1 protein-coding gene is annotated in these 1,214 nt (G+C 68.8%); it reads left to right on the top strand.

Features of this window, described 5'->3' with window-relative positions; genetic code table 11:
• Positions 1-159: 159 nt before the first annotated feature.
• Complete coding sequence (locus tag LXN57_RS47685) at positions 160-1,131, top strand: IS30 family transposase (RefSeq protein WP_438872995.1); 972 nt, start codon at positions 160-162, stop codon at positions 1,129-1,131.
• The last annotated feature ends 83 nt before the right edge of the window (positions 1,132-1,214 follow it).

Genomic DNA, 1,214 nt, shown 5'->3' with positions numbered 1-1,214 from the left:
GGTGCGGACGCGGTGAAATCCCGGTTGACCAGATCAGGGATCGGGCCGGCGGCGGGGTCCTGGTCGGTCAGGCTGTGTCGCCAAGGCCGCGGCGAGTTCAGCCAGTCGTAGCATTTGATCTTGACGGGTCGGTGGGACAGGATCCCCGCCGTGCGCAACATGTTGACCTTGATCGATCGTGAAGAGATATCCCGGGGTCTGGCCGAGGGCCTGGAATATAAGGAGATCGCCCGGCTGATCAGCCGGAACCCGTCGGTGGTCTCCCGCGACGTCGCCCGCCACGGCGGCCGGGCCGAGTACCGGGCCGTGGTCGCCGACGAGTTGGCCGTGGCCGGCCGGCGGCGGCCGAAGGTGTACGCGGTCGACCGCTCGCCACGGTTGCGGACGGTGGTCAAGGAGCTGTTGAAGGGTGGCTGGTCGCCGGCGTCGATCGCGGGCCGGTTGCCGTACGACTACCGCGACGATCAGGCTGTGCGGGTGTCACACGAAGCGATCTACCAGTGGGTCTACGCCCAGCCGGTGTCCACCCTGGCCCGGGAGCTGATCCGGCTGCGGACCGGCCGTCCGGCCCGGCGTTCGGGTCCGCGTCCGGCCCCGGCTCCGCGTATCCGCGAGCCGCGCTACCTCGACGAACGTCCCGCCGAGGTCGCCGACCGGCAGGTGCCGGGCCATTGGGAGGGTGACCTGGTGATCGGCAAGGGCGGCAAGTCCGCGGTGGCGACGCTGGTCGAGCGGACCTCACGGATGCTGGTCCTGGTCCCGCTGTCCGGCCGTGACGCGTTGACCGTGGGAGACGCGGTGATCGCCGCCGCCGGGAACCTCCCGCCGCAGATCGCTCGCTCGCTGACCTGGGACTGCGGTTCCGAGATGGCCGGCCACGCCCGGATCACCGCCGCCGGGCTGCCGGTGTACTTCGCCCGGCCGCACTCGCCGTGGCAGCGCGGCAGCAACGAGAACGCGAACCGGATCCTGCGCGAATACTTCCCGAAAGGTGTCCCGATCACCTCGGATCCGAAATATTTGGCGATGGTGGCTTCCGAAATCAATGACCGACCCCGTAAGATCCATAATTGGAAGAAGCCCTCCGAGATATTCGCCGAACTCGTAGAGGCAAATGCTTCGACTGCCTGAATCTGCCCGCGGCTGGCACGGCTGCAGGCCCAGCTCTCGCACCAGAGCGCGGACCAGCTCCGGCGAGCAGGCGTGGCCGGACC

This window comes from Paractinoplanes hotanensis (genome assembly GCF_023717965.1).
GTDB lineage: Bacteria > Actinomycetota > Actinomycetes > Mycobacteriales > Micromonosporaceae > Actinoplanes > Actinoplanes polyasparticus.
Note: the sequence above shows the minus strand (reverse complement) of the source record. Positions and strands in the feature narration are given on the sequence as shown.

Excerpts from the sequence above, each read along its gene's own strand:
- LXN57_RS47685 (WP_438872995.1), top strand. The coding sequence starts at position 160 with ATGTTGACCTTGATCGATCGTGAAGAGATATCCCGGGGTCTGGCCGAG.